22 protein-coding genes are annotated in these 26,632 nt (G+C 74.2%); 13 read left to right on the top strand and 9 right to left on the bottom strand.

Annotated elements, in window-relative coordinates; genetic code table 11:
- The first annotated feature begins 1 nt into the window (after position 1).
- The 9 genes from ACZ7DL_RS08755 (at position 2) to ACZ7DL_RS08715 (ending at position 12,195) form a co-directional block, all read left to right on the top strand.
- Entirely contained in the window at positions 2-790 is a 789-nt protein-coding gene (locus ACZ7DL_RS08755) for a sirohydrochlorin chelatase (RefSeq protein WP_470772563.1), read from the top strand.
- A gap of 360 nt (positions 791-1,150) precedes the next feature.
- On the top strand, positions 1,151-3,343 hold the full coding sequence (locus ACZ7DL_RS08750) for a hypothetical protein (protein WP_470772562.1): 2,193 nt from the start codon (positions 1,151-1,153) through the stop codon (positions 3,341-3,343).
- A gap of 3 nt (positions 3,344-3,346) precedes the next feature.
- Positions 3,347-4,639 carry a TRAFAC clade GTPase domain-containing protein gene (locus tag ACZ7DL_RS08745; RefSeq protein ID WP_470772560.1) on the top strand — a complete coding sequence of 431 codons (1,293 nt, stop codon included), beginning with the start codon at positions 3,347-3,349 and terminating at the stop codon, positions 4,637-4,639.
- Positions 4,636-7,125, top strand: a complete 2,490-nt coding sequence (locus ACZ7DL_RS08740) for a GTPase-associated protein 1-related protein (protein WP_470772558.1) — start codon at positions 4,636-4,638, stop codon at positions 7,123-7,125. Before ACZ7DL_RS08745 ends, ACZ7DL_RS08740 begins: the two co-directional genes overlap by 4 nt.
- Positions 7,122-8,795, top strand: coding sequence for a TRAFAC clade GTPase domain-containing protein (locus ACZ7DL_RS08735; protein ID WP_470772556.1), 1,674 nt, complete (start codon positions 7,122-7,124; stop codon positions 8,793-8,795). Before ACZ7DL_RS08740 ends, ACZ7DL_RS08735 begins: the two co-directional genes overlap by 4 nt.
- Positions 8,792-8,917, top strand: a complete 126-nt coding sequence (locus tag ACZ7DL_RS08730) for a hypothetical protein (protein ID WP_470772554.1) — start codon at positions 8,792-8,794, stop codon at positions 8,915-8,917. Before ACZ7DL_RS08735 ends, ACZ7DL_RS08730 begins: the two co-directional genes overlap by 4 nt.
- Positions 8,918-8,971: 54 nt before the next feature.
- Positions 8,972-9,640 (top strand): vWA domain-containing protein, encoded by a 669-nt coding sequence (locus ACZ7DL_RS08725; protein ID WP_470772797.1) that lies wholly within the window; start codon positions 8,972-8,974, stop codon positions 9,638-9,640.
- Positions 9,634-10,857, top strand: a complete 1,224-nt coding sequence (locus ACZ7DL_RS08720; RefSeq protein WP_470772552.1) for a PP2C family serine/threonine-protein phosphatase — start codon at positions 9,634-9,636, stop codon at positions 10,855-10,857. The genes ACZ7DL_RS08725 and ACZ7DL_RS08720 overlap by 7 nt, the downstream gene beginning before the upstream one ends.
- Complete coding sequence (locus ACZ7DL_RS08715) at positions 10,858-12,195, top strand: protein kinase domain-containing protein (RefSeq protein WP_470772550.1); 1,338 nt, start codon at positions 10,858-10,860, stop codon at positions 12,193-12,195.
- A gap of 34 nt (positions 12,196-12,229) precedes the next feature.
- Here ACZ7DL_RS08715 and ACZ7DL_RS08710 read toward each other — a convergent pair whose 3' ends face one another.
- From ACZ7DL_RS08710 to ACZ7DL_RS08695, 4 genes are all read right to left on the bottom strand, one after another.
- A complete protein-coding gene (locus ACZ7DL_RS08710; RefSeq protein ID WP_470772549.1) occupies positions 12,230-12,553 on the bottom strand; it encodes a hypothetical protein in 324 nt (107 codons plus the stop codon).
- A 67-nt stretch (positions 12,554-12,620) separates the two neighbouring features.
- A complete protein-coding gene (locus ACZ7DL_RS08705) occupies positions 12,621-14,117 on the bottom strand; it encodes a hypothetical protein (RefSeq protein WP_470772547.1) in 1,497 nt (498 codons plus the stop codon).
- A gap of 273 nt (positions 14,118-14,390) precedes the next feature.
- Complete coding sequence (locus tag ACZ7DL_RS08700; RefSeq protein WP_470772545.1) at positions 14,391-15,029, bottom strand: mycothiol-dependent nitroreductase Rv2466c family protein; 639 nt, start codon at positions 15,027-15,029, stop codon at positions 14,391-14,393.
- A gap of 196 nt (positions 15,030-15,225) precedes the next feature.
- Positions 15,226-16,242, bottom strand: a complete 1,017-nt coding sequence (locus ACZ7DL_RS08695) for a ketopantoate reductase family protein (protein WP_470772543.1) — start codon at positions 16,240-16,242, stop codon at positions 15,226-15,228.
- 94 nt (positions 16,243-16,336) lie between these two features.
- On the opposite strand from ACZ7DL_RS08695, the gene ACZ7DL_RS08690 reads away from it, so the two are divergent.
- The 3 genes from ACZ7DL_RS08690 (at position 16,337) to ACZ7DL_RS08680 (ending at position 20,043) form a co-directional block, all read left to right on the top strand.
- Positions 16,337-16,522, top strand: coding sequence for a hypothetical protein (locus tag ACZ7DL_RS08690; protein WP_470772542.1), 186 nt, complete (start codon positions 16,337-16,339; stop codon positions 16,520-16,522).
- Positions 16,523-16,735: 213 nt separating this feature from the next.
- Complete coding sequence (locus ACZ7DL_RS08685; protein WP_470772541.1) at positions 16,736-18,979, top strand: MMPL family transporter; 2,244 nt, start codon at positions 16,736-16,738, stop codon at positions 18,977-18,979.
- A gap of 104 nt (positions 18,980-19,083) precedes the next feature.
- On the top strand, positions 19,084-20,043 hold the full coding sequence (locus ACZ7DL_RS08680) for a hypothetical protein (RefSeq protein ID WP_470772539.1): 960 nt from the start codon (positions 19,084-19,086) through the stop codon (positions 20,041-20,043).
- A 7-nt stretch (positions 20,044-20,050) separates the two neighbouring features.
- Here ACZ7DL_RS08680 and mgt read toward each other — a convergent pair whose 3' ends face one another.
- The 4 genes from mgt to ACZ7DL_RS08660 are packed head-to-tail and all read right to left on the bottom strand — an operon-like array spanning position 20,051 to position 24,357.
- Entirely contained in the window at positions 20,051-21,256 is a 1,206-nt protein-coding gene (mgt, locus tag ACZ7DL_RS08675; RefSeq protein WP_470772537.1) for a macrolide-inactivating glycosyltransferase, read from the bottom strand.
- 52 nt (positions 21,257-21,308) lie between these two features.
- Positions 21,309-22,580, bottom strand: a complete 1,272-nt coding sequence (locus ACZ7DL_RS08670) for an ABC transporter substrate-binding protein (RefSeq protein WP_470772535.1) — start codon at positions 22,578-22,580, stop codon at positions 21,309-21,311.
- On the bottom strand, positions 22,580-23,413 hold the full coding sequence (locus tag ACZ7DL_RS08665; RefSeq protein WP_470772533.1) for a carbohydrate ABC transporter permease: 834 nt from the start codon (positions 23,411-23,413) through the stop codon (positions 22,580-22,582). The genes ACZ7DL_RS08670 and ACZ7DL_RS08665 overlap by 1 nt, the downstream gene beginning before the upstream one ends.
- Positions 23,410-24,357 (bottom strand): carbohydrate ABC transporter permease, encoded by a 948-nt coding sequence (locus ACZ7DL_RS08660; RefSeq protein ID WP_470772531.1) that lies wholly within the window; start codon positions 24,355-24,357, stop codon positions 23,410-23,412. The genes ACZ7DL_RS08665 and ACZ7DL_RS08660 overlap by 4 nt, the downstream gene beginning before the upstream one ends.
- 189 nt (positions 24,358-24,546) lie before the next feature.
- Between ACZ7DL_RS08660 and ACZ7DL_RS08655 the strand changes: the two genes are divergently transcribed.
- Entirely contained in the window at positions 24,547-25,410 is an 864-nt protein-coding gene (locus ACZ7DL_RS08655; RefSeq protein ID WP_470772529.1) for a phosphotransferase enzyme family protein, read from the top strand.
- Positions 25,411-25,589: 179 nt separating this feature from the next.
- Here ACZ7DL_RS08655 and ACZ7DL_RS08650 read toward each other — a convergent pair whose 3' ends face one another.
- Positions 25,590-26,552, bottom strand: coding sequence for a LysR family transcriptional regulator (locus ACZ7DL_RS08650; protein WP_470772527.1), 963 nt, complete (start codon positions 26,550-26,552; stop codon positions 25,590-25,592).
- Positions 26,553-26,632: the final 80 nt, after the last annotated feature.

Below are 26,632 nucleotides of genomic sequence, written 5' to 3'. Positions count from 1 at the left end.
CATGCACAGCGAGCCGGTCCTCCTCGTCATCGCCCACGGCAGCCGTGATCCCCGGCACGCCGCGACCGTGCACGCCCTCGTGGAGCGGGTACGGTCGCTGCGGCCGGGCCTGCGCGTGGAGACCGGCTTCCTGGACTTCAACGTCCCTTCGGTGAGCGGGGTACTGGAGTCGCTGGCAGAGGAGGTGCGGCGCGAAGCACCTCGTTGCACGGGTGGTGGCGGGCGACGGGAGGGAGTACGGGACGTCGTCGCCCTGCCCCTGCTGCTCACCCGCGCGTTCCACGCCAAGGCCGACATCCCGGCCGTGCTGCGGGAGGCGCCGGCCCGGCTGCGGATCCGGCAGGCGGACGTGCTCGGCCCCTCCCCGCTGCTGCTGTCCGCGCTGGAACGGCGCCTGTACGAGGCGGGGCTGACACCCGCCGACAAGTCCTCGACCGGGGTCGTGCTGGCCTCGGCGGGATCCTCCGACCCGGAGGCGATCGCAGTGATCGCCGACATCGCGCGGGAGTGGTGGCGCACCGGTTGGTGCGCCGTGCGGCCTGCGTTCGCCTCCGCATCTCTTCCGCGCACCGAGGACGCGGTGCGCGAGTTGCGGCGGCTCGGCTGCGAGCGGGTGGCCGTGGCGCCGTACGTCCTGGCCCCCGGCTTCCTGCCCGACCGCATCGCGCGCGGCGCGGCCGGGGCGGACGTCCTGGCCGACGTGCTGGGCCCGGCGCCGGAGGTGGCCCGGGTGCTGCTGGAGCGATACGACGCGGCCCGGCGACCGGCACTGACCGCGCTGGGCGCGTGACCGCCGGGCGCGGCCTTGCGGTACTCGGCGGGTGACCACCGGGCGCGGCCTTGCGGGTACTCGGCTGTGACGGCTTGCTCCAGGAGGGCTCCGCGGTCGGCTGTGCCGGCTTGCTCCAAGAGAGCTCCGCGGACGGCTGTGCCGGCTTGCTCCGGAGGGGCTCGGCATTCGCTGCGACGGCTTCCACCGGGAGGGCTCGGCGCATGACCGCCGGGTCGCATCCGGAGGGGCTCGGGGGGCCGGGCGGTGCCAGGTCGTCCCGGCAGGCTCCGACCTGCTCGGTTTCCCCGAAAACCCTTCCTGGTCACGTCCGGATCTGCTGGGATGGACCCCTGAGCACTATCGGGGGAGAGCGGTTCAGTGGCCGGTCGGGAGTTCGGGCATCACCTGGGGCTGCCCAGGGCGCTGTCGGGTCTGCCGCTCAGCCCGCTCGTGCCCGGCTACGGCACCCTAGCCGCCGCCCAGCACGCGGCGGGCTTACGCCACCTCGGCGAGGTGCTGGGGGCCGGTCCCGGCGGATTAGGGGTGCTGGACGGGCTGTACGTGCCCGCGGGGCCGCGCGGTCGGCGCCGGGTGGACGCGCCGCTGCTGGAAGGGCTGGCCCAGTCCTCGGGTCCCGCCGTGGCTCCGCTCGCCGCCCGCCTGGCCGCACTGCACCGCGCCGACCCGCAGGCTCCGCGCCGGATCGTCCTCTACCAGCTGATCAACCTCCTCCAGGATCACCCCGGGGACCAACGCGCGCGGGCAGCGGCGGAGTTGGGCGTGCGCCGCGAGGAGGCGGCGGGGCTGCTGGCGGCGGCCCGGCTGCGCCCCCGGCTGGACCGGCGGCAGCGGGACGCCGCCGAGTCCTTGAGCGACGCCCGGGCACAGGGCCGGCTGCACCGGCTGCGCGCCCTCCTCGACCGGCTTCCCGCGGGCGGCACCGACCCGGCGCTGACAGCCCTGCGGGACGAGACGGCCGAGCGGCTGCGCCTCACCGAGGACGCCCTGGGGGCCGGGCGGCGGGCCGAGGAGCGGGGCGACGGGGAGGTGGCGAGCACCGCGTACCTGCGGGCGCTGCGCGAGGCCGCCGACGACCGCCGGGCACTCGGCGGACTGGTCCGCGTGCACGGCCGCCACCCCGCGCTCGGCGCCGAACTGCACGCCGAGCACACCGAGTTGGTCTGGATGGACGACCGGGACCCGCCCGGTGAGTGGCGGCTGCTCCGGCTGTACCGGGACGGGCGGGGAAAGCCCGCCGTACGCACCGTGCTCGACTCCACCACGGCCGGCACGGTCCGGGACACGGGGGCCGAGCCGGGCAGCACGGTCCGGTACGCGGCCCTGCCCCTGCGCGACGGACGGGCGGACGGCCCCCCGCTGGTGTCCCGGCGGCTGCTCGTCGCCCCCGAGGTCGAGCGCCCGGTGCTCACGGACGGGCCGGAGCGGATCGACTGCTCCTTCCAGCGGCCGGCCGGCGCCACCGACGTCACCGTCGAGCACACCGGTCCCGACGGCCGGACCGGCCAAGTCGCCGCGCGCTCCGGCCGGTTCACCGTCACCGGCCTGCCGGCCGGCCGTCACGCCTTCCGTATCGTCTGTCACTACCGGACGACCGACGGCCGTACCGTCTCCTCCCCCGGCGTCCGGACCACCGCCACCGTGCACCCGTGGCCGGAACCCGTACGCACGCTGACCGCGCGGTCCGAGGGCGGGGCCGTACGGTTCGCCTGGACGGGGGCCGGGGACGCCGAGGTCCGGCTGGTGGTGTGGCCCGGTGGGGCGCCGGAGCCGGGCGCCGAGCTGCGCACCGACGCGCTGCCGCCCCCGCTGGACTGGCCCGGACCGGCGGGCGCCCTGCGCCCGCCGCCCGGCACCTACGCCGAGGTCACCGCCGTCGCCGTGCGGGGCGCCCGGGCGCTCGCGGGGCCCACGGTGGGCGTGGAGGCCGTACGACCCGTGCCCGGGCTGACCGCGCACCGGCTCCCGGACGGGCAGGCGCGGATCGTCCTGGACTGGCCCGCGGACGTTCCGCAGCTCGTGGTCGGCTGGGCCCCGGACGGCGTCACGGGCGGCGGCGGGGAACGCACGGTCACGGCGCACGCCTACCGGCGCGGCGGGCTCCGGCTGCCCGTCGGCCCTGGGGCCGCCCGGGTGCGGGCCGCGTCGGTGCCCCGGGTGCCCGGCGCGGTGGTCGTGGTGCCCGACGCGGCCGAGGTGCGGGTGCCGCCGGACGCGGCCGTCTCCTACCAACTGGTGCGGGCTCCACGGCGCTTGCTCGGGCGGGCCCGTACCCTGCTGCGCGTCACGCTCGCCGCGCCCGGCGGGTTCGCGGACGTCCCGGAGTTCGTGTGCGTCGCACGCGGCGGCACCCTCCGCCCCCGGAACGCCACCGACGGGACGACCCTCCTGCGGATCCCCGGACCCGAACTGGCCCGGCACGGCAGCCTCGAACGGGAACTGCCGGCCGCCCCGTGCCCGGCCCCCTACACCCTGCGCGGCTTCCTGCTCGGGGAGCACGCCGCCTCGGTCCGCCTCGAAGAACCCTCTCTCGCCAGCCTGGTGGTGCGCTGAGCCATGACGACCGTGATCTGCCCCTACTGCTTCGCCCGCGCGTCGGCGGCCAGACTGCCGTACCGCTGCCTGATGACCCCGAGCGGGGTGCGGGGCGGCACGCCCTGCGGGCCCGAACCCGACGACATATGGGCCGCGTTCATGGGTCCCGGCGTGCCTCCGGCGGCCCGGATGCGCGGCCCGGTGTTCACCCCGGCGCGCAGGCTCGGCGGGCTCAGCGCTCGCGGTGGGCTCAGCGCTCGCGGCGGGCCGGGCGGCGCCGGCAGCAGCGTGACCTGCCCCGCGTGCGGGGTGCCCACGCCGGTGCGGGTGTGCGGGACCTGCCACAGCGATCTGCCCAGCGACTACTGCGACCAGGACAGCCGGATCATCGCCCTGGTCGGCGCCAAGGCCACCGGCAAGAGCACCTACGTGGCCGTGCTGCGCAACGAGCTGGACCACAGGGTGGGGCAGGCGTACCACGCCTCGCTGGCGGCGATGGGGCAGCACACGCAGGCGCGGGACAAGGAGATGGCCGAGGACCTCTACGAGCGGCTGCGGCTGCCCGCCGCCACCCGGCCGGCCGCGCTCGGCTTCAACGACCCGCTGCTGTACCGGCTCAGCCTGCCCAGACGCAGCCTGCTGGGCGGCTCCGGCAGCCGGCACACCACCCTGGTCTTCTTCGACGCGGCCGGCGAGGACCTCGCGGACGCCGAGGCCATGGACCGCTACACCCGCTATCTGAGCGCCGCCGACGGCATCATCCTGCTGGTCGATCCGCTCCAGCTCGGCTCCGTCCGCGACCGGTTGCCGGTGCACGACGGCCCGCCGCTGCCCGTGGTGGAGACCTCGCCCCGGCAGATCGCCGCCGACCTCGCGACACAGCTGCGCGCCCACGGCAAGGGCAGGGCGGGCGGCCGGGTGACCACCCCGATCGCGGTGGCCGTCACCAAGACGGACATGCTCAGACCCCTGCTCGACCCGCACTCCCCGCTGCTGCGCAACGCCCCGCACCCGGGCGGCACGTACGACGCCGAGGACCGGCTCGCCGTACACGAGGAGCTGCGCGCCCTGCTGACGGACTGGGACTCGGGCGCGCTGCTGCGCCAACTGGAGCACGATTTCGCCGAGTTGTCGCTGTTCGGGCTGTCGGCACTGGGCGCGCCGCCGCCCGCGAACGCGCCGGCGGACGTACCGAAGTCGGGGCCGCAGCCGGTGCGGGTGGAGGATCCGCTGCTGTGGCTGCTGTCCCTGCGCGGGCTGCTGCCCGTGCGCACGGCCGTGAAGGCGAAGGCCGGAAAGGAGCGGGTCCGGTGAGCCTCGCACAGCTGCATTACACCTCGGCCCCGCCCGGCCCGGACGGATCCGGCTTCCGCTTCACCGCCGTCAGCCCCGGCGTACCGGCCACCGTGCTGCGGGAGGCCGAACAGCTCATCGGGTACGAGCCACCGCGCGATCTGCCCGACCGGCCGGACACCGAGCAGCTGAAGTCCTTCCCGAAGGCGTTCACCTGCACCGAACTGTCCGACGGCGGGCGCCTGCTGAGCCGGTCCGTGTACACCGGGGCGGACTACAGCGGGCGGTGGGGCAACTTCCACGTCCACGCCGTGCATCTGCCGCCCGGAACCCGGCTGCCGGACGGGGCGCTGCCGATCACGGCGTGGGAGTCGCCGCGCTGGGCGGACGCGACTCCCCCGGACGGGCGGCCGCAGCCGATCGACCGGTTCGAGCCGTCGGGGCTGCTGCGCCGGGACGGGCTCGTGGCATTCGCCCGGTCCCGTGCGGACCGGCTCGCCGCGTTCTTCGCCGACCTGCGCACACTGGCCGAGGGCAGCGACGTCCGGCAGATCGTCCTCGTCGAGCGGGACAGCGCGGACGTGGCCCAGTGGATCGCCCTGGCCTGCACGGTCCTGCCGCGCGCGCAGGCACACCGGCTGACCTTCACGACGTACACCCGGCGGCCGCAGCAGGCGCGCCAGCAGATCGTCGGGGCGCTGCCCTCCTCGGAGCCGGTGGGGCACGACCACCGGTTCCGGGTGCACGACTGCACCGGCCGGGCGGCCGGGGAGCCCGTGGCGGACGACTGGGCCGACGTGTGCGCGCGGATCTGGGCGGCCGGACGGCCGGAGCTGTTCCGCGACCCCTCCCGGGACGCCGGTGACACCGTCGGCGATGTCGGGGCGCTCGCCGCGGCCGCGCTCGCCGCGGGCATCGCCCTCAACCCGGCCGCCCGCGCGGCGGCGGCCCGCTGGGCCGCGGAGCACGCCGCCGGCCTGCCCGAGCCGCACCTGACGGCGCTGCTCGATGCGTTGGCACGGGAGGCCGACGGCACGGCCGACGAAGGCGCCGTGCACGACGAAGCGGGCGCGCTGGCCGGCCTGTTGGCACGGCTGGACGGACAGGTGCCCACGGTCGTGTCTGCCCCGCTCGCCGCGCGGGTACTGACCATGGCGGTACGGGGGCGGAGGCGGGGGCGGGTGCCCGCGCTGAGCGCGGGGTCGCTGACCCCCGAGGTGCGGGCCGCGCTGGCCCGGGATCTCGCGCCGGCCCTGCGGCACGGCATCGCCGACGCGGCCGAGCCGGCGACCGGCCGGCCCCTGGAGCTGCTGCACGTCGCCGACCTGCTCGACGTCGACTGCACGGACCTGCTGCCGGAGTTCGCGGGCCGGACCGCCCGGGAACTGGTGAGCGACGAGCCCGTGAGCGATGCGCAGGGTGCCGCGCTCCTCGACGCCGTGCACGCCCACCCCGCCCTGCGCGCCGCCCTGTTCGGGGCGCTGAACGCGCTCGCGGCGGCTCAGCCGGTCGCCGTCGCCGAGCGGCTCGCCGGATCCGGGCTGCCGGTGGCGTCGGCTCCCGGCGTCCCGCATCTGCGGATGTGCGTCCTCGGCGACCCGGCCGGCCGGTCCGGCGGCGACCGGCGCGGCCGGCTGCGCGCGGTGCTGGGCACAGCCGGGGTCTCCCCGCACGCCGAACCGGCCGTCCTGCACACGGCGGTCCGGCTGGTGTGGCGCGACGACCTGCCCACCGGCGAGGAGGCGAGCCTGCTGCTGAACGAGCTGGGCTCGGACGCGCACCGGCTGGCCGGCACCCGCGACCTGCTGGTGGGAGCCGCGCTCGCGGCCCCGGCCGAGGACGCCGCCGTCCCGCTGCTCGCCGTCGACCTGCTGCGCCGCTTCACCACGGAGCTGGACCCGGCGCACCGGGCGCCGCTTCTCCTGCTGGAGTTCGCGGGGCTGCTCGGCACCGACGCCGAGGGGGAGAACTGGGTGGAGCGGGTACGGGCGCTGCGGGACGGCGCGGTCGAGCCCGTGCCCGAGCAGGTGACCCGGCGGGTGTACGACGCGCTCGCCCGGCGGCTGCTGACCGTGCCGGTGCCGGAGAGCGAGCTGTACGCGCTGGCCCGCTCGGGCGACGCGGTCATGCTGGCGGCCTACGAGCGGGCGGCGCGCGGTGCCACGGTGGCCGAACGGCTGCGTACGGCGCCGGCGTACGTGGCCGCCCGCTTCTGCGACTGGACCGCGTACCCGGACACCCACCCCCACTGGGAGGCGACGCGCACGGCGCTGCTGGCCAAGGTGCTGCGGCCGGTGGTGCGGGCGCTGCCCGCCGGGGACCGGGCCGCGGTCGAGGAGGCGCTGGGGCGCACGGGCCGGGGCCGGCTGGACGCCTACCGGGCGTGGAACCGGCCGGGCGCCCTGGGCCGGCTGGCGGGCCGGCTGGCCGGGCGCGGCCGGCGCGAGGACGGGCGGACGTCCTGGCCCGGGGACGTCCAGCCGCCCGCCGGCGGAGGTGCCCGGTGAACGCCGGGACCGGCGGCTCGGACCTGCACCTCGCCGTGCAGGTGCTGCTGGCCCTGTTCGGCTGGGCGGGGCTGGTCGCCGTCGCGGTGTGCCTGTCGCGGACGCTCTGGGAGTTCCTCGGGCGGGGTGTGCGCGCGGTGTGGCGGGGGCTCGGGCCGTGGGAGGCGGGTCGCCTGGATCCGCGCCTGTCCGGGGCCGCCGGCCCGGAGCCCGCGCAACCCGCCTACTGGCGGCGGCAGTCGTGGGCCGACGCGGTGTCCGCCGGCCGGGACGGCATGCGGATGCTGTGGCGCGGGTTCACCGACCCGTGGCTGGACCGGATCGTGCGGAACCTGTTCCGCGGCCGGCGTCCCGGGGGCCGGTGGGTGCGGCTGCCGCTGGGCCGGTTCCTGCTGGCCACGCTGATCGCTCCCGGTACGGCGGCGGGCGCGCTGACCGGTGCGGTGCTCGCCACCCTGCTGCTGGGCTGGGCCCTGCTCGTCCAGGCGCTGCTGCTGGGGCTGGTGTGGCTCGGCTGGGCGGCGGGCGTGCCCCTGCTGCGCGGGATGGAGCGGGGCTGGGCGCTGCTGCGGGGCCTGCGCGTGACCTGCCCCCACCCGGGCTGTTACGCGCCGGTGCCGCTGGCCGTGCACCACTGCCCCAACTGCCCGTCCCGCCACGCCGAACTGCGGCCGGGGCGGTACGGCGTCCTGTGGCACGTGTGCGGCTGCGGGCACCGGCTGCCGGCCACCCGGCTCACCGGGCGGGGCAGGCTGTCCGCGCTGTGCCCGAGCTGCGAGCAGATCCTGCCGGAGGCGGTGGCCACCACCCGGGTGGTGCACACCCCGCTGGTCGGCGGCACCTCCTCCGGCAAGACGATGCTGATGGCGGCCATGGTCGAGGGGCTGCTGGCCTGGGCCCGGGAGGGCGAACTCCGCGTCGAGTACGCCTCCGACGCCGACCGGCGCTCACACTCCGGGGTCAACCAGCAGCTGAACCGGACGGGTTGGGCGCACGCCACGACCGGCGGCCCGCCGCGCGCCCTGATGCTCACTGTCTCGCGGGGGCGGCGGCGCCGGCTGCTGTACCTGTACGACCCGATGGGCGAGTCGGTGAGCGACGCCGAACGGGTGCGGGCGCAGCGGTACCTGGCGCACGCGGACGGGGTCGTCCTGGTCGCCGACGTGCTCGCCGATCCCGCCGTACGCGGCCGGCTCGGCCCGGCGGACACCGAGCGGGCGAAGCCGGCGCGGCCCTCGGCGCAGGGTCCGCGGGAGACGTACGAGCGGCTGACCGGCGAGCTGGCCGCGCTGACCGGACGCCGGCGCCGGCTGCCGGTGGCCGCGGTCGTCACCAAGCGGGACGTGCTGGACCGGCTGACCTCGCTGCCGGTGCCCGGCAGCCCGATCGACGCGTGGCTCGGTGACATCGGCCTGGGCGCGCTGGTGCGGGCCCTCGGCCATGACTTCCGGGCGGCCCGCTACTGGGCGATCAGCGCGCACGCGGCCACCGGCACCGGGCCGCTGGAGAGCGAGCAGCGCCGGGCCGCCGAACCGGTGCTGTGGCTGCTCGCGGCCTCCGGCCTGCGCACCGGCCCGCTGACCGGGCAGGCCGGGCGTGGCGCCGGACGGGTGCCGTGGCCGCGGCGGCGGCCGGACGACGACAGGGAAGGCAGGTACAGCCCGGCATGAACCACGTGACCCCGCCCGTCGGCCGGGCCCGGCGGGTGATGGCGGGACTGTTCGCCGCCGCCCTGCTCCTGGCGGCGGCGAGCCTGGCCTGCGGGGCCTGGCTGCTGCTGCCCCGACTGTGACAACCCCCTTCACCCGAAAGGAATCGCGGCGTGAGTGACATTCCCGGCGGGCCGATGGCCAACCGGCCGGTCCACTTCATCTGGCTGCTCGACTGCTCGTACTCGATGCAGGGCGAGAAGATCGCCAAGCTCAACTACGCGATCAGAGAGGCCGTTCCGGAGATGCGGTCGGTGGCCCACGACAACCCCGCGGCACAACTGCTGCTGCGCACGGTCACCTTCTCCACCACCGCGCAGTGGCACCACCAGACACCGGTCCCGGTGGACGACTTCACCTGGCAGGACGTCCAGGTCGACGGCATGACCAACCTCGGTGAGGCGCTGCACCTGGTGGCGCGCGAGCTGCAGACCCCGCCGATGCCGCAGCGGGCGCTGAAACCGGTGCTGGCTCTGGTGTCGGACGGCGTGCCCACCGACGACTGGAAGGCGGGCCTGAAGGCCGTGGACGCCTCCCCCTGGGGCCGCAAGGCGGTCCGGGTGGCGATCGCGATCGGCGCGGACGCGGACCGCGGGGTGCTCCAGGAGTTCCTCGGCAACCCGGAACTTCAGCCGCTGGACGCCAACAGTCCCAAGCAGCTGGCCGCGGCGATCCGGTGGGCGTCGACGGCGGCCGTGAAGGCCGCCTCCCAGCCGGTCGCCGGCGACGGCTCCGGGGTGACCATGGCGAAGCAGCCGTACGCGCCGCCGGTGCTGGACGACGACGATGACGACGACGTGTGGTGACGCTCGGGGTGCGACGGTGGGAGACGCTGGCCGACAGCGTCCAGGGCGTGGGCAAGCGCCGCAACCAGGACTGGTACGCCTGCCAGGGCACCGGGTCCGGGGCGGATCCGCTGGTCCTGGCCGTGGCCGACGGGCACGGCTCGGCGGTGCACGCGCGCAGCGCGCTGGGCGCGCGGTTCGCGGTGGACCGGTTCCTTGCGCTGGCGGCCGGGTTCGGGCGGGCGGCCCACGACTGCCATGAGCCGGGGCGGCTCGCCCGGCTGATGACCTATGCCCGGGACGACTTCCCGCGGGCCCTGGTGCACGAGTGGCGCCAGGAGGCCCTCGGCCACTGGGACCGGAACCGGCCGGTGGTGGAGGAGGCCGCCCGGGAGCCGGCGCCCGAGGAGAAGCTGGTGCTGTACGGCACCACGCTGATCGGCGCGGTGATCACGCCGTGGCTGTTCGTGGCCTGGCAGATCGGCGACGGGGACCTCGCGGTGATCGAGCACGACGGCGCACTGAGCCGGCCACTCGCGCCCGCCGTGGAGGACCTGGGCGACGAGACCGAGTCGCTGTGCGGGCGGGAGGCGTGGCGGGCGATGCGGATGCACTGGGCGCCGGTGTTCGAGGAGTCGCGTGCGCCGCGGCTGGTCGTGCTCTCCACGGACGGCCTGTCGAAGAGCTTCGCCTCGGGGGACGGGTACCGCGAGTTCGTCACGGGGCTGGCGGGACGGCTCGCCGGGGAGGGCAGCGCGGGCGTCCGCGCTGCCCTGCCGGACTGGCTCGCCCAGGCCTCCCGCTACTCCGGCGACGACACGACCCTGGCGGCGGCGGTACGGCCACCGGACACCTCGGCCGCCGAAAACACCTCGGACCCGGCGGACTGCTCGGGCCCCGCGGATGCCTCGGCCGCCGAGCACGCCTCGTGCCCGGCGGACGGCTCGGGCGTTGCGGACGCCTCAGGCCCCGCGGACCACTCAGGCCCGGCGGAGGCCTTGGTACCGGTGAGCACCGAGGGCCCGGCGGACGCCGAACGCCCGGGGGACGCCGGAGGCACAGCGCACACCGCAAGCACAGCAGGGGCCGAAACTCCGGCGGACGCCGAGGACCCGGCAGACGCCCGAGCGGCCTGCACGCCCGCCGGCACCCCCGCGGCCCCCGGCGCGACGGACGCACACACACCACCCGGCCCGGCCGGCGGCGAGGTGGACACGGAAGGGACAACGGAGACGTAGATGAGCGGCATGCTCGATGGCGGGGCGCACCTCGCGGCGGAGAACGGTGACGACGTCGAGATCCTCGGCTTCCTCGGTGCGGGCGGCCAGGGGGAGGTGTACCGGGTCCGCACGCCGGACGGGGAGCGGGCCCTGAAGTGGTACTACCCGACCTGCGCGACCGCGGAGCAGGAGGCGATCGTACGGGAGCTGGTGACCCGGGACTTCGCCGACGACCGGTTCCTGTGGCCGGAGGCCTTCGTGCCGGCGCACCACGGCTCGTTCGGCTATCTGATGGGGCTGCGCCCGGACCGCTACAAGGGTCTTCCGGCGCTGTTCCGGCGGCAGTTGCGCACCAGCCCGCGCGCGCTGCTGACGGCCTGCCTGTACACGGTGGAGGCGTACCAGGCGCTGCACTCGCGGGGCATCGCCTACCGGGACATCTCCTGGGGCAACATCTTCTTCGACCCGGACACCGGTGACGTCCTGGTGTGCGACAACGACAACGCGGTGGTGGAGGGCGACGTCAGCGGCATCTCGGGGACCATGGAGTTCATGGCGCCGGAGCTGGTGCGCGGGGACCCGGGTGCGCGCCCGGGCACCCAGTCCGATCTGCACTCGCTCGCCGTCCTGCTGTTCATGCTGCTCATGAACCACCACCCGCTCAAGGGACGGCGGGAGTTGGGTATCCACTGTCTGGACGAGGCGGCGGAGCGCAAGCTGTACGGCAAGAGTCCGCTGTTCGTGTTCGACCCGGCGGACGACGCGAACGCGCCCGACCCGATGGAGCACGTGACGGTGCTGGCCACCTGGGACGCGGCGGCGGAGAAGCTGCGGGAGCTGTTCCGGCGGTCGTTCACGACCGGGCTGCGCGATCCGGCGGCGCGGGTACGGGAGTCGGAGTGGCGGGACGCGCTGCGGGCGGTGCTGGACGCGGTGGTCGAGTGTGCCGCGTGCGGGCGGCAGAACATGACCGAGCCGGGTGAGAACCCGCCGCCGCGGGACTGCTGGGGGTGCAAGGCGCGGCTGGTGCTGCCGCCGCGGCTGACGGTGACCACTCCCCCGCCCCGCACCGAGCACCACATCCGGCTGCGCCGGGCCGCCCGGGTGCAGGCGCACCATCTGCTTCCGGAGCCGACCCGGCACGACTGTTCCGATGCGGCGCTCGTGGCGGAGCTGGTCGAACACCCGAAGAAGCCGGGGCGGTTCGGGCTCGCCAACCGCTCGGGGCAGACCTGGACGGGCACCCGCTCGGACGGCACCGTGCAGCAGGTCGAGCCCGGTCAGACGGTGCCGCTGCGGTCGGGGCTCGACCTTGACCTGGGCGGCGGGGTACGGGCGGTGGTGCGGGCGCGCTAGTCATGGGGCCCCGTGGCGGCGGGGCCCCGGCGGCTCACAGCCCGAGGGCGTTCGTGAGCTGCTGGGTGAAGACGAGACTGCCGGTGCCGGCCGCCGCGCCGATGGCGATCGTCTCCAGCGCGGAGCGGATCCGGCCCCGGTTCGGCGGCAGGCCGTCCTCGGCGGACTCCTCGAACTGGGCCTGGATGATCTCTCCCTGCGGTACGAGGTTCGGGTACTCGGCGTGCAGGGCCTCGGTGAGCCCGTCCGCGAGCTGCATGAGGGTCGCGAGGTCCGGGGCGGCGTGGTTGATGTGGATGTGGTTGTAATCGCCGAAGTTGGCCGGACCGTTGACGTTTCCGAAGTTGTAGGTGCTCATGGCCTGTCCTAGCTTTCGGGGCCGGCGGCTCACCTCCTCGCTGGAGGAGCCGTCGGATGGCTGGGGGTTACGGATTCGGCGCGGGCGGTCCGGATCCCGCGGGTCCGGGGCCGCCCTGGGCGCCCGGGACTCCTTGGGGTCCGGGCCCCTGCTGCCCGCCCAGGAGGATCGTCCCGTGCGCGCCGAAGTTGCTGGGGCCGCTGACGTTACCGATGTTGTACGTCTGCGTGTTGATGACCTGTACGGCCTTGTCGAAGGAGCTGGTGTCGATGTTGTGGTCGCGCAGAAACCGTTCCGTGGCGGTCAGCACGCCCTGTTGGAGCCGGAACAGGAAGTCCTTCGCGTCGGTGCGGTCGGTGTAGCCGGCCTCGTCCCATGCGCCGAGGTCCTCGCGCAGGCTGCCGGTGGCGCCGTAGTCGTGGCGCACGTGCTGTTTGGTGATCGCGCGGCGGGCCTTGACCAGCACCTTTTCCCGGTCGCGTTGCCAGCGGCGGCGCCGGAGCAGGCGGCCGAGGGCACCGCGCAGCTCGGGGCCGGTGCGGCGGGTGGCGTAGCGCACGAGGTCCCACCAGCGTTCGAACGGCGCCACCGGCAGGCGGTCGACGCGGTAGAAGCGGCCGTCCAGGGGCGGTATGGCGTAGGCGGCCACCTCCCAACTGAGGCTGGGCGGGTGGAGGATGGCCCGCAGATACATGGAGACGACGAGCCGGCCGCCCTCGCCGATGCGTTCCAGGCACAGGTGGGTGCGCATGCCGGCGCCCGGTGTCCGCAGCCCGGCCTGGACGAACCGGCTGGGGATGTGGGCGCGGGGCCGCCGGGTCGGATCGGGGACCAGCTCGGGTATGAGGTGGGCGTTGCTGCCGAGGACGTAGAGCCGGTTCCTGGCGCGCAGTCCCTGCAGGCCGGAGATGCCCTCCATCTGGCGTGCCACGTAGGTGTGCAGGTCTATGACGTCGAAGGGGAGCAGCGGGAGTTGGCCGCCGCCGGGGGCGTCGGCGGGTCTGCTGATGTCGATGGGCTGCCAGACGACCTCCTTGATCATTTGGCCGCTGCCGACGAACGGCTTGGTGTAGGCGGCCTCGTCGGCGTACGGCAGGACATTGGCGCGTTTCAGCTCGTGCAGCGCCGCCTCGGCGGCGGGCTCCACCGGGGGTGCCGTCTGCTCGGGTTTCTCCGTGGCGAGGAACACCTCCCGTGCCGTGTCGCGGCTACGGGCCTCCTTGTGCCGGACGAGCGCCCAGGCGATGACACCGGCGCCGAGAGGGCCGAAAATCGCCACCCATCCGAGTGACCGGTATCCGTTGACCAGCCCCCAGAGCCCGCCGAGGAGGGTGAGGGGGACGGCCACCTGGAGGCAGGCCAGCCGGCGGTCGAGGGCCTCGCGGCGGCGGGTGGCCACGCGCGCGTGGCGGGCGAGGGCGACGAAGTTGATGCCGAGGCTCAGTCCGAGGGCATTCAGCCGGTCGCCGGTGAGGACCCGGTCGACGTACAGGGCGAAGTCGTCGTCGAGGTGCACCGAGGCGCTCAGGCGCCGGGTCACTCCGTCCTTGCGGTACTGCGGCAATGACGGCAATGGTCTGCCGGTCACACTCATCCGTCCGTCCCCCTCAGGCCTTCCGCGCGCTTCACCCTAGGGACAACCCTGGGGATTTGTCGCGTGGTTCGGTGAGGCGGGGTGCGGGGGGCGGGCGTGTGGTATCGGCCGCCGCGGTCCGGCGCTCCCCTGTGACGTCGGGCCGCGACGGCTCTTCTCTCTGCGCCGGTCGGGGCAGCCGTGTCACACGTGCGGTGCGACGGGTGCGCCGCAGGGGCGCTTATCGGCCAATCTTTCCCCGGATCAGTCGAACCGGAGGGCGCCGGTGCGGGTGCGCTTCAGTTCGAAGAAGTCCGGGTGCCGGGCCAGCACCCGGAAGCTGTCGAAGAGTTCGGCCGCCTCGGCGCCGCGCGGGACGGCACGCAGTACGGGGCCGAACCACACGGTGCCGTCGACGTGGAGGGTGGGGGTGCCGACGTAGCCGCCGGCCTCCGGCTCGGCGCCGGCTGCGTGGCTACGTCGGACGGCGTCGTCGTACGCCGGGTCGTGGGCAGCGGCGGACAGGGCGGCGGGGAGCCCGAGTTCGGCCAGCGACTCGGTGATCACCGCGTCGAAGTCCTCGACACCCTGTTCGTGGATGCGGGTGCCGAAGGCGGTGTACAGCTCGCGCAGCACTTTCTCCCCGTGCCGTTCGGCGGCGGCCACGGCGACCCGCACCGGGCCGATCGATCGGTCCACCAGATCCCGGTACCAGTCGGGGAGTTCGCTCCCGGTGTTGTGCAGATACAGGCTCATCGCCCGGAACCGGAGGTCGAGCGGGCGCAGGCGCTCGACCTCCAGCAGCCAGCGGGAGGTGATCCAGGCGAAGGGGCAGGCCGGGTCGAAGAAGAAATCGACCCGGATCGGGGCGGCTGTGGTGGTGCCGGTGCTGCTGTGCGTCATGACGGCGACGCTAGTGCGCCGGTGGGCCCGAGTCCCGGCCCAATCCTCACCCGTTCCACTGGCCCAATGCGCATGTCACCGAACGGGTTCCACTACGCCGAGCACGGCTGCGAGCAGACGTTGCGGCAAGGCCACGAGGTCGATCCGGGTGAGGCCGGCGTCGTCAGCGACGTGAGACGCCGAACGGGCCGGACGTTCAACCTCCGTGCCGTACGGCCTCGTCGGCCAGCCGGACGAGGTCGGCGACCGGGAGTGAGCCGGCCACCCGGTGCTCCCGCGCGAACCGGTTCGCGAGGCGCTGCAGCAGGTCGTTCAGCGGGGTCGGGACCCCGTGCAGCCGGCCGAGCAGGACGATCTCGCCGTTGAGGTAGTCCGCCTCGATGGTGCCGGTGCCCCGGACGAGGGACTGCCAGGAGGAGCCGCCGCCGCGCGGGGTGCCGTCGAGCGGGACGAGGGTGACCTTGTCGCCCCGTGCCGCCTGCTGTTCCGCCGCGCTCGCGTAGGGGATCCCGGCGGCGTCGAGCACGGCCTCCCCCTCGGCCCGGACGCGCGCGAGCAGGGCCTGGGCCTCCGCGCCGGCCACGGGTCCGCTGACCGCTTCGAGGGCGTTGCCGAGGTTGGCGAGCAGCTTGGCGTACTGCCAGCGGGCGACGTCGGGCACGACCGGCGCCTCGAAGTGGGCGTCCGCGAGGTCGGCGGCGATCCGGCGGGCGGTGTCGTCGGCGCCGTGCGGGCTGCGGCCGAGGTGGAGGACGCCGGTGAGCGGGGTGCCGGCGGCGGAGACGACGCCGGGTTCCACGAAGGTGGAGGGCAGCCAGACGCAGACGCCGTAGACGTGCCGGAAGCGGCGCAGGGCGAGCCGGTTGCTCTCCACGCCGTTCTGGAGGCAGACGAGCGGCAGGAGTTCGGCCGCCGTGCCGCCGCCGGCGACGGGGACGTCGGCCCAGGTCTCCAGGGCGGTCACGGTGTCCTGGGTCTTCACGGCGAGGACGAGGACGTCGTCGGCGCGCAGTTCGCCGAGTGGGCCGGGCCCGTCGACGGCGGGCAGCCGGTGTGTCGACTCGCCCTCGGGAACGCGCAGTCGCAGTCCGTGCTCGCGGAGGGCGGCCAGGTGCGGGCCGCGGGCGACCAGGACGACCTCGCCCCCGGCCTGGGCCAGCCGGCCGCCGACGGTGCCGCCGACGGCTCCCGCCCCGATGATGACGTAGCGCATGCCGAGAGCCTCGCACACGCGGTCGGACCGCGCCGCGATCCGGTGCCCGAACCGGCTTGCCGCACCCGGCGTACGGGGGCATGGTGCGGCCGTCGTGCCCCGTGGGGGCGGGCACGACGGCCGTGCCCGCGTGCAGGGCGGGCTGGGCGGGCTGGGCGGGCTGGGCGGGCTGGGCGGGCTGGGCGGGCTGGGCGGGCTGGGCGGGCTGGGCGGGCTGGGCGGGCTGGGCGGAACTCTGGCCGATCGGCCGGGGCCCGGGCAACTCTCCACACAGCCGTGACTTGTTCAACAAAGTTTCATGACCCTGAGCCGCGCCCCCGAGAACCGGCGATAGATGTAAGGGGCCGCCGTCCTCCCCGGCGATGATCCGGACCCCGCGCACTTCACCGGGCAGTACGACGAGTCGCCTTTACCCAGCCCCTACTGTCGAACCGGAGCAAGCACAGAGGTGACGGCAGGGGGCCGTCACCGCACACGAGGGGGCAGACCCGTCATGGGGAACACAGAGGTGCGGGTCCGGGGGCTGGCCGCCCGCGCCGGCGGCTGGAGCGCCCGGCACCGCTGGGCGGCCGTCGGCATATGGGTGCTGTTCGTCGTCCTGACGATGGGGCTCGGCTCGGCGGCGGGCCGGGTCGACGTCGACCAGAGCGACCAGCTCAAGGGCGAGACGCACACCGCCGCACGGATCATCGACGACGCCGGGATCGAGGAGCCCGCCTCGGAGACCGTCCTGATCCAGGCGAAGGACGGCTCGGTCAAGGCCACCGACGGCGCGTTCCGCGCGGCCGTCGCCGACGTCGTCGAGGCGGTGGAGGGCACGGGGAAGGTCACCGGCGTGACCTCGCCGTACGACACGCGCACCGTGTCCCGGGACGGCCGCAGCGCGCTGGTCCAGTTCGACCTGCGCGGAGACGCGGAGACGGCCGCCGACCGGATCGAGCCGGTGCTGAAGGCCGTCGCCGGGGTGCAGAAGAAGCACCGCGCGCTGCAGATCGAGGAGATCGGCGGCGCCAGCATGCAGAAGCAGTACAAGGACGCCTTCGGGAACGACTTCCAGCAGGCCGAGTACTCGGCGGTGCCGGTGGCCCTCGGCATCCTGCTGATCGCGTTCGGCGCGCTGGTGGCCGCGCTGCTGCCGGTGGCCCTCGCGATCACCGCGATCATGGCGACGATGGGTCTGATGGGCCTGGTCAGCCATCTCCAGCCGATGAGCGACACCGCCAACTCCGTGATGCTGCTGGTCGGTATGGCCGTCGGCGTCGACTATTGCCTGTTCTACCTCCGCCGTGAGCGCGAGGAGCGGGCGGCCGGCCGCGATGCGGGCACCGCCCTCAGGATCGCCGCCGCGACCAGCGGCCGGGCGATCATCGTCTCCGGTGTCACGGTGTGCGTGGCGATGGCGGGCATGCTGTTCACCGGACTCGCCGAGTTCGAGGCGATGGGCCTGGCCTCGCTGATGGTGGTGGCGGTCGCCATGGTCGGATCGGTGACCGTGCTGCCCGCGCTGCTCTCCCTGCTCGGCGAGCGGGTCGAGAAGGGCCGTATCCCGTTCCTGAGCCGCCGCAAGCGCAAGGGGAACGGGGACAGCCGCTTCTGGTCGGCCGTGCTGCGGGGCGTGCTGGCCCGGCCGCTGGTCTCGGTCGTCGTCGCGGCCGGTGCGCTCCTCGCGGTCGCCGCGCCCGCACTCGGCATGAAGACCCAGCAGCTCACGCTGGACCAGGAGTTCGGCGACTCGCTGCCCATCGTGCAGACGTACAACCGCATCAACGACGCCTTCCCGGGCGGCAGCGAACCGGCTCAGGTCGTCGTCAAGGCCAGGGACATCAACGCCCCCGAGGTCCGGCAGGCGCTGGCCGACTTCAGGAAGCAGGCGATCGCCTCGGGCGCCTCGCGCGGCCCGGTCGACGTCAAGCTGTACGACGCGCAGAACGTCGCCCTGGTCTCCGTGCCGCTGGTCGGCGGGTCCGACATGGACCAGGCGACGAAGAGCCTGGAGAAGCTGCGCGACGAGGTGCGGCCCGCCACCCTCGGCAAGGCGGACGGGGTGCAGGCACCGGTCACCGGTCAGGTCGCGGGCAACCACGACTTCAACGACCAGCTGATGGGCTCGGTCGTCCCGGTCTTCGTGTTCGTGGTCGTCTTCGCCTTCCTGCTGATGCTGCTGTCGTTCCGCTCGCTGACCGTCGCGATCACGTCGATCATGCTCAACCTGCTGTCGGTGGCCGCCGCGTACGGCATTCTCGTCGCCGTCTTCCAGCACGGCTGGGGTGCCTCGCTGGTGGGCGCGGAGGGCGTCGGCGCGATCGTCACCTGGCTGCCGCTGTTCCTCTTCGTGATCCTGTTCGGGCTGTCCATGGACTACCACGTGTTCGTGGTGTCCCGGATCCGCGAGGCGCGGATGCGCGGCCGTACGACCGAGGACGCGATCCGGCACGGCGTGGTCACCACGGCCGGGGTCGTCACCAGCGCCGCGGTCATCATGGTCGCCGTGTTCGCGATCTTCGGCACGCTGTCCATGCAGTCCATGAAGCAGATGGGCGTGGGCCTGGCCGCGGCGGTCCTCATCGACGCCACCGTGATCCGCGGGGTACTCCTGCCGGCGGTGATGGCGCTGCTCGGCGAGCGCAACTGGTACCTGCCGAAGTGGCTGCACCGGCTGCCGGACCTCACCCACGACGAGGCGCCGGAGGCGGTCGCGATGCCGGTGCCGGACCGGGGCGAGCGGCTGACTGTCTGATTCCGCCCGTTGACACAGGGCCCGTCGGTTCCGGAGGGAACCGACGGGCCCTGTCCGTGCTCTCGATGTCCGGACAGACATGCCCGGCACGGGGGAGGAACCACATGGACAGGCGGATTCTGTTGAAAGGCGCGCTGGCCGTACCGGCCGCGGGGCTGCTGACCGCGGCACCCGCGCACGCGGCGGGCGCGGCGGCGCCGCCCGCGTTCGACGTGCTCGTCGGAGACGTCGTCTCGGGAAGGATCTTTCTCTTCGACCGCAACAAGCCGTTCACCGACGCCAACATCAAGTGGCAGCTGAACCCGGTGGGTTCGGGTGCCCCGATGGAGCACCGCTTCCGTGACACGAGCGGCGACGGCCAGATCCTGCTCGCCGTCACCGGCACCCCGAACAGCGGGGCGGCGAGCATCTACCGGCGCCGGGACAAGAAGCTGCTGTGGTCCGCGAACATCCCCAACTATCCACACGCCATCGAGCGGGCCCGGGGCACCGGCGTGGTCGTGGTGGCGGGCCGCAGCAAGGGCCCGGGCGGCGGCGACGCCAAGGGCGGCAGCCTGCACGTCTTCCGGCCCACGAACAGCCACGGCAGCTCGCTGGTCAGCGCGGGCGCCCCGATCCCCTTCCCGCAGGCGCACGGCCTGCTGTGGGACCCGCAGTCCGAGCGGATGTGGGCGGCCGGCGGCTCGGTGCTGAAGGCGTACCGGATCGTGACGACGGCGAGCTCGGCCCAGCTGGTGGAGGACACCGACCGCCGGCTCACCGGCTTCCACCACCCGCACGACCTCCAGCCGGACCACCAGCACCCGGGCCGGCTCCTGGTCACCGACACCAACGGCGTCTACACGGTCGACAAGTCGACGATGAAGCGGACGACCCTGCACACCCGCAAGCTCGTCAAGTCGTACGTGCACCACTCCTCCGGCGAGCAGATGTGGACGGGCGCGGTGGCGGGCGGCAACGCCTTCGGCACGAAGTACGTCCACTTCAACGTGAGCGGGGTGGCCCGGGCCCGGGAGGGGGCCGTGATCTACAAGGCCCGGCTCGACACCACGGCCTACCTCTGACGGTCGCCTACCGCCGGCCGCGGCCGGGCAGTTCGGCCTCGATGAGGTCGGCCGCCCGCCGGGTGCCGCCCTCCCGGACCGTCTCCGCCTGCACCTCCTTCAGCCGGCGCGCCACCTCCGGGTCGTCCACCAGGGCGAGGGCGGCCTCGCGGAGGCGCTCGGCGGTGGCCTCCTCGACGGGCAGGTGCCGGGCGACACCGAGCCCCTGGAGCATGTCGGCGTTGCCGAACTGGTCGACGGCCTGCGGCACGGCGATCATCGGCGTGGCGGTGACCAGGCCCTCCTGGCTGCCGCCGGCGCCCGCGTGCGTGACGAACAGGTCGGCCTGCCGCAGGATCGCCAACTGCGGTACCCAGCTGTGCACTTCGACGTTCGCCGGTACGTCGCCCAGCTCGGCGCGGGTCACGTGCCGGCCGACCTGGAGAACGGTGTGCCAGCCGGGCAGGTCGGCGAAGGCGCGCACGCACGCGCGGTAGAAGTCGGGCCGCTTGGTGAAGGCCGAGCCGAGGGAGACCAGCACGACCTTCTCCGCGTCCGCGGGCCGCTGCCAGTCGCCCTGGTCGGCGCGGTCACCCTGACAGGCGCCGACGAAGGTGTGGACATGTTCGTCGACCCGGTCGGCGTGCGGCTGGAGCGCCTTCGGGATGAGCACCAGGGAGCGCTCCGGGCGGCCGACGAAGGGGTCCGGGTGGCGGGTGATGCCGTTCTCCGCCAGCCACGCCTCGAACCGGGCGTAGTACGCCCGTCCGCGCTCGGTCTGCCGCGGCTCCCGCCACATCGGCTCGGCGACCTCCTCCTCGTAGCCCTCCCAGGCGACGAGGTTCGGGGAGAGGGAGATCGCCGGGACGCCCCAGCGGTGGGCGAGGACGCGGGCCGGGTAGGAGGCGATGTCGTGCAGGACGAGGTCGGGTGTGTCGTCGGCGTAGGCCGCGAGGAGCTGCGGGAGCGCCTGGATCGCGTCGGCCAGGAACGGCTCCACGTTGTCCAGCAGGGTGGTCCCCCAGGCGTCGGGGTCGGCGTCGGGTCCGGGCAGGGTGGAGGTGTAGGGCACGGGCCGGGCACCGGTGGCGGCCACCTTGTCGGCCAAGGCCGGCGGGATGGCATACGTGACCCGGTGGCCCCGGGCGACGAGCTCCCGGATCACCTCCAGGCTGGGGTTCACATGGCCGTGCGCGGCGATGGAGAACATGGCGATATGAGCAGGACTGGTCATGACCCGAGGTTAAGCGAGACGAGACGTCTCGTCCAATCAATTGCGTGTCCGGTCAGCGCTGGTAGCGGGCCAGGACCAGATTGCCGTCGCGCTCCAGGCGCTTGCGCAGTTCGTCCAGGCCGATCGAGCCGGTGAAGTACTCCTGGAAGGCCGGGGTGGCCACCTTGTCCTTCCACTCCGGGTAGCCGCGCACGGACTGGGCGGGCGCGGGCCGGAGGTGGGCGGCCAGGGCGGTGCCGGTGGCCCAGCCGTACCGGGCGGTGTGCAGGGCGGGGTCGCGCAGGGCCCGTGTGCCGGTGGGCAGCATCCAGTCGCCGAGAGCGAGGCGGACCATGTTCGGCGGCCGCAGCAGGAAGTCGATGAACGCGACCGCCGCCTTCTTGTGCGGGCAGTCGGCGGAGACGGACAGGGTCTGCGGGCTGACGCCCTGGGTGAGCCCGTCGGCGCCCGCCGGGGCCGGCAGCACCTCCCAGTGGAAGCCCTCGGGGGCCTGCTGCACGATCTGCTGGCGGTAGGAGAAGCCGAGCGGGACCATCGCGTACCGGCCACCGAAAAAGCCGGGCAGGGTGTCCGAGCCGCCGCTGCCGAGGGTCGAGGCGGGCGCGCTGCGGTCGGTGACGACCTGGTCGTGGACGGTGCGGGGCACGACCGCGTCGCCGTCGGTGAAGCGCACGGTGACCTTGCCGTCCGCGCCCCGGTGGAAGAGCCGTCCGCCCGCCGACAGGGACAGGTTGAGCGTGGCCGAGACGGGCTCCTTCAACGGCCAGGCCACGCCGTACCTGCCGGGCCCGCCGAGCCGCTTGGCCACCTGCCGGAACTCCGCCCAGCTCCACGGGTGTTCGGGGGTCGGCCGGCGCACCTTCGCCGCGCGGAGCCGGTCGGTGTCGGCGATCAGCACCCGGGGTTCCTGGAGGAACGGCACACCGTACACACCGCGCCCGAACGTGACCGCGTCCCAACTGCCGCGGGGGATGTCGGACCTGAGCCGGGGCGGGAGCAGTCCGGTCAGGTCGGCGAGGTAGCCGCCGTAGGCGAAGTCGGCGAGGTCGTCGGACGCGTCGTGGATGACGTCCGGGGCCTCGCCGCCCTCGAAGGAGGTGAGCAGCTGGTCGTGCACTCCGTCCCAACTTCCCTGGACATATTCGACCTTGACCTCCGGGTGGGTCGCGTTCCACTGCTCGACCAGCTCCTTGTTGGCGGCGACGGACCCCTGCTGCCAGGCCAGGGACTGGAAGCGCAGGGTGACCGGGCCGCCGCGGTGGCCCGGTGCCGAGCAGCCCGCGAGGAGCAGCAGGACCACGAGTGCCTTGGCGAGGGTGCGCATCAGCTCTTCACCGCCCCGGCCAGCAGGCCGCTGGTGATCCGCCGCTGGACGAGCGCGAAGACGGCCACGGAGGGCAGGGTGGCGAGGAACGCGGCCGCGGCCAGCGGGCCGAGGTCGGCCACGCCCTCCGCGCCGATGAAGTGGGTGAGGACGACCGGGAGGGTCTGCTTCCCCGGGCTCTTGAGCAGCACCAGCGCGAAGAAGAACTCGTTCCACGCACTGACGAAGGCGAACAGGGCCGTCGCCGCGATACCGGGGGCGAGCAGCGGCGCCGTCACCGACACGAGCGTCCTCAGGCGCCCGGCCCCGTCGACGGCCGCCGCCTCCTCCAGCTCGGCGGGCACCGCCCGGACGTGGCCGGCGAGCATCCACAGCGCGAACGGCAGCGCCCACACCACGTACACCAGCACCAGTCCGGTCAGGGAGTCGATCAGCCGCAGGTTCTTCAGCACCAGGAACAGCGGGATGATCACCAGCACGAACGGGAACGCCTGGCTGACCACCACCCATCCGGTGGCGGCGCGGGCCAGCCGGGTGCGGTGCCGGGCCATGACGTAGGCCATCGGGGTGGCGAGCAGTACCGCGACGACGGCGGTCGCCAGCGCCACCAGCAGCGAGTTGGCGGCGGCGTGCGCCAGGGGTTGCTCCGCGAAGGCCTGCCGGACGTTGGCCACGGTGGGGTGGCGCGGGATCCAGGTGGGATGCGGACTGCCCAGCTCGCGCGGCGACTTGACCGCGGTGGACAGCAGCCACAGGAACGGGAAGGCCAGGAAGACGAGATAGGCCAGCAGGGCGGCGTACTGGCCGGCGCGGGCCGCGGGGCGGGTCCTCATGCGTCCTCACCGCCCCGCAGCCGGCCGGCCAGGAACACCGCGAGCAGCATCGAGACCACCGCGACCAGCACGCATCCCATCGCGGCCGCGTAGCCGAACTGACCGTAGCGGAAGGCTTCCTCGTACGCGAACAGCATGGGCAGCCGGGTCCTGCCGCCGGGCCCGCCGTTGGTCAGGACGTACACCAGGGCGAAGGAGTTGACGTTCCAGATCAGGTTGAGTGCGGTGATCGCCAGGGCCACCGGTCTGAGGGCGGGCCAGGTGACCGTGCGGAACCGGCGCCAGGCGCCGGCGCCGTCCACGGCCGCCGCCTCGTGCAGTTCGCGCGGGGTGTTCTGCAGGCCGGCGAGCAGGGCGACGGTGGTCTGCGGCATCCCCGCCCAGACGCCGACGACGATGACGGCGGGCAGGGCGGTGGCGAGGCCGCTCAGCCAGTCCCGGCCGTCGCCCAGGCCCAGGTCGCGCAGGGTTTCGTTGAGGACGCCGGCGTCCGGGTTGTAGACCAGGCGCCACATGATGCCGACGACGACCTCGGGCATGGCCCACGGGACGATCGCGAGCGCGCGGGCGAGCCAGCGCAGCCGTAACTCCTGGTCGAGCAGGAGAGCCAGGCCGAGGGCCAGCAGGAACTGGGGCACGGTGACGCCGGCCGCCCACACCAGCCCGATCCGGAACGACTCCCAGAACAGCGTGTCGTGCAGCAGGTCGCGGAAGTTGAGACCGCCGATCCACCGGGTGGCCGACGTCCGGCCGGACTGTGCGTCGGTGAACGCCAGCAGGATGCCGTACAGCAGCGGGCCCACGCTGAGCAGGAGGATCGGGATCAGGGCGGGCAGGACCAGGAACCAGGCGCCGCGACCGGAGAGGCGTCCGGTCGGCGGTCTTGCTTCGGCCACTGATGCCACGGAATCAGCCCCTTTGCCAGGTCTGGTTGGCGTGTTCATGGTCGTGAAGGCGTGGGACCTCGTCAAGGGACCGCGCACAGGGGCCGACCTGTACGAATGCGAGACTGTCCGCAGACCGGACACGCACGGCACGGGACGAACGACACCGGACGAGACGACACCGGACCGGCGGCACCGGACGAGACGACACCGGACGAACGGCACGGGACGACGACACGGAGGCGGACGATGGACGAGGCACGGGCGCGGGGCGTACTGGCCGCGGCGCGGGTGCTGCCCGGTCCGGCGCGGGACGTGCGGCTCCTCGCCCTCGGCGAGAACGCGGTGTTCGCCGCCGGCGACCTGGTCGTCAAGGTGGGCCGGGACGCCGAGCTGCTGGCACGCGCCCGGCGCGAACTGGACATCGCCGGCTGGCTGGAGGAGGCCGGCGTCCCCGCCGTGCGGGCCGCCGAGCGGAAGCCGCTGCTGGTCGAGGGACATCCGGTGACGGTGTGGCACCGGCTGCCCGAGCCGGTACGGCCGGCCGAGCCCCGGGATCTCGCCGGGCTGCTGCGGATCGTGCACGCCCTTCCCGCTCCGCCCTTCGCGTTGCCGCCCCGCGAGCTGCTGGGCGGTGTGGAGCGCTGGCTGCGGCTCGCGGGCGACGCGATCGACGCCGAGGACGCGGCCTATCTGCGGGCGCGCCGGGACGGCTTCGCGGCGGCCGCGGCCGCGCTGACGCCGCATCTGCCGCCGGGGCCGATCCACGGCGACGCGCTGCCCCGCAATGTGCATGTCGGCCCCGACGGCCCGGTCCTGGTCGACCTGGAGACCTTCTCCGCCGACCTGCGCGAGCACGACCTGGTGGTCATGGCCCTGTCCCGCGACCGCTACGGCCTGCCCGCCGCTGCCTACGACTCCTTCACCGAGGCCTACGGCTGGGACGTACGGGACTGGGAGGGCTGCACCGTCCTCCGCGGCGCCCGCGAGACAGCGAGCTGCGCCTGGGTGGCCCAGCACGCACCCACCAACCCCAAGGCCCTGACCGAGTTCGAACGCCGGGTGAGGTCCCTCCGGGAGGGGGACGAGACGGTGCGCTGGTATCCGTTCTGACGAACACACGGGGCCGACGGCCTTCCGTGGGTACCGGCGCCGGCCGGCGGCTCATCACGGGCGATGGGGTGGCCGGGCGGCGGCCTCTCGGCGCCCGGGAGTGACCGGGCGGCGGCCTCCAGGGCGTAGGGGTGACCGGGCCCGCAGCCTCTCGGGCGGGCGGGGTGGCCGGGAGGCGGTCAGTCGGCGGGTCGGTTTCGGGTGGCTGTCCCGTCGGTGCTGGCCGGTGCCGGTTTCCCGGTGTCCCTGTCCCGGATCGTGCGCGCCGCGGTGCGGAGTTCGGTGAGGACTCTGCGGACGGCGGCGCGGGCCGTGCGCTCGGGGCGGCACAGGACGTCGATGTGGCGTGTGGCCTGGACGCCGCTGAGCGGCCGGAGGACCAGCGCCGGGTGCGGGCGCATGGTCCATCGCGGCATCAGCGCGATGCCGCCCCCGGCGGCGACCGCCTCGGCCACCACCGCGAACTCGTTGATGCGGTGGGCCAGCCGGAGCCGCCGGCCGGCCGCCGCGGCGATGGCCTCGATGGTGGCCATGACCGGGAACCCGTCGTGCACGGTGATCCACGGCTGGTCGGCGACATCACGCGGCGTCACCCGCCGCTTGGCCGCGAGCGGATGCCCGGCCGGCATCGCCACGTCGAGCGGCTCGTGCAGCAGGGTGGTCACGGTCACCGTCCGCGGCCAGGGCGGGGCGTGGTCCAGGCGGTGGGCCAGGACCAGGTCGTACGCGCGGGTCAGCCGGGGGAAGTCCTCCTGCGGCACATCCTCGTCGGCGAGCGCCACCGTCGGCGCGTCCGGCCCGGCGAGGCCGCGCAGCAGCAGCGGGAAGAACGCCGCGCCCGCGCTGTGGAACGCCGCCAGCGACACTTCGCCGGCCGGCCTGGCCACGAACTCCTCGACCGCGTGCCGGGCCCGGGCCAGCGCCGACTCCACCTCGACCGCCGCGTCCGCCAACGCCTGCCCGGCGTCGGTGAGGACCAGGCGCCGCCCGTGCCGTTCGGTGAGCGGCACGGGCAGGGAGCGTTGCAGCAGCCGCAGCTGCTGCGAGATCGCCGACGGCGTCACCAGCAGCGCCTCGGCGACCGCGGTCACGCTGCCCAGTTCGCCCAGCTCCCGCAGGATCCTCAGCTGCCGTTCGTCCATCCGGTCAGTCTAGGGCGACGATGTAGTGCTGCTAAAAGATCGTTTAAGAAAGTGGTCCTGGGCTTCAGACACGTCGGCGG

This window comes from Streptomyces sp. NPDC036984 (assembly GCF_055607665.1).
This window is presented reverse-complemented; position numbering and strand designations above follow the sequence as displayed.

Bases quoted from the DNA above. Each gene is read 5' to 3' on its own strand.
- ACZ7DL_RS08755 (WP_470772563.1), top strand. From the start codon at position 2: ATGCACAGCGAGCCGGTCCTCCTCGTCATCGCCCACGGCAGCCGTGAT.
- ACZ7DL_RS08665 (WP_470772533.1), bottom strand. From the start codon at position 23,413: ATGAGGACCCGCCCCGCGGCCCGCGCCGGCCAGTACGCCGCCCTGCTG.
- ACZ7DL_RS08730 (WP_470772554.1), top strand. From the start codon at position 8,792: ATGAACCACGTGACCCCGCCCGTCGGCCGGGCCCGGCGGGTGATGGCG.
- ACZ7DL_RS08685 (WP_470772541.1), top strand. From the start codon at position 16,736: ATGGGGAACACAGAGGTGCGGGTCCGGGGGCTGGCCGCCCGCGCCGGC.
- ACZ7DL_RS08725 (WP_470772797.1), top strand. From the start codon at position 8,972: ATGGCCAACCGGCCGGTCCACTTCATCTGGCTGCTCGACTGCTCGTAC.
- ACZ7DL_RS08710 (WP_470772549.1), bottom strand. From the start codon at position 12,553: ATGAGCACCTACAACTTCGGAAACGTCAACGGTCCGGCCAACTTCGGC.
- mgt (WP_470772537.1), bottom strand. From the start codon at position 21,256: ATGACCAGTCCTGCTCATATCGCCATGTTCTCCATCGCCGCGCACGGC.
- ACZ7DL_RS08650 (WP_470772527.1), bottom strand. From the start codon at position 26,552: ATGGACGAACGGCAGCTGAGGATCCTGCGGGAGCTGGGCGAACTGGGC.
- ACZ7DL_RS08670 (WP_470772535.1), bottom strand. From the start codon at position 22,580: ATGCGCACCCTCGCCAAGGCACTCGTGGTCCTGCTGCTCCTCGCGGGC.
- ACZ7DL_RS08655 (WP_470772529.1), top strand. From the start codon at position 24,547: ATGGACGAGGCACGGGCGCGGGGCGTACTGGCCGCGGCGCGGGTGCTG.
- ACZ7DL_RS08745 (WP_470772560.1), top strand. From the start codon at position 3,347: ATGACGACCGTGATCTGCCCCTACTGCTTCGCCCGCGCGTCGGCGGCC.
- ACZ7DL_RS08680 (WP_470772539.1), top strand. From the start codon at position 19,084: ATGGACAGGCGGATTCTGTTGAAAGGCGCGCTGGCCGTACCGGCCGCG.
- ACZ7DL_RS08695 (WP_470772543.1), bottom strand. From the start codon at position 16,242: ATGCGCTACGTCATCATCGGGGCGGGAGCCGTCGGCGGCACCGTCGGC.
- ACZ7DL_RS08715 (WP_470772550.1), top strand. From the start codon at position 10,858: ATGAGCGGCATGCTCGATGGCGGGGCGCACCTCGCGGCGGAGAACGGT.
- ACZ7DL_RS08700 (WP_470772545.1), bottom strand. From the start codon at position 15,029: ATGACGCACAGCAGCACCGGCACCACCACAGCCGCCCCGATCCGGGTC.
- ACZ7DL_RS08660 (WP_470772531.1), bottom strand. From the start codon at position 24,357: ATGAACACGCCAACCAGACCTGGCAAAGGGGCTGATTCCGTGGCATCA.